The following is a 256-nucleotide window of genomic DNA, read 5'->3' as shown; positions in this document are numbered from 1 at the left end:
ATACATACAATCATTACCCATCGTATCCACCTGTCGGCGAACACGATCAATAAAAATTTACTTACTTCTTCCAGATTGTTAAAGAACGTACAGCACTTGATCTCTAAAAGATCAAACCTAAACCTCGTGGCTTACGTTTGAGCTTTTTTGGTGGAGGATGACGGGATCGAACCGACGACCCCCTGCTTGCAAAGCAGGTGCTCTCCCAGCTGAGCTAATCCCCCATTGGGTAAGACTGGTAGGGCTGGTTGGACTC

General features: G+C 46.5%; 1 tRNA gene. It reads right to left on the bottom strand.

From position 1 onward, the window contains the following. Positions 1-148: 148 nt before the first annotated feature. Positions 149-224: transfer RNA gene (locus ABWW33_RS33050), tRNA-Ala, on the bottom strand. Positions 225-256 lie beyond the last annotated feature (32 nt).

Source organism: Duganella hordei (genome assembly GCF_040369125.1).
Taxonomy (GTDB): domain Bacteria; phylum Pseudomonadota; class Gammaproteobacteria; order Burkholderiales; family Burkholderiaceae_D; genus Rugamonas; species Rugamonas hordei.
The sequence above is the reverse complement of the archived record's forward strand: the minus strand, read 5'-3'. Positions and strand labels throughout refer to the sequence as shown.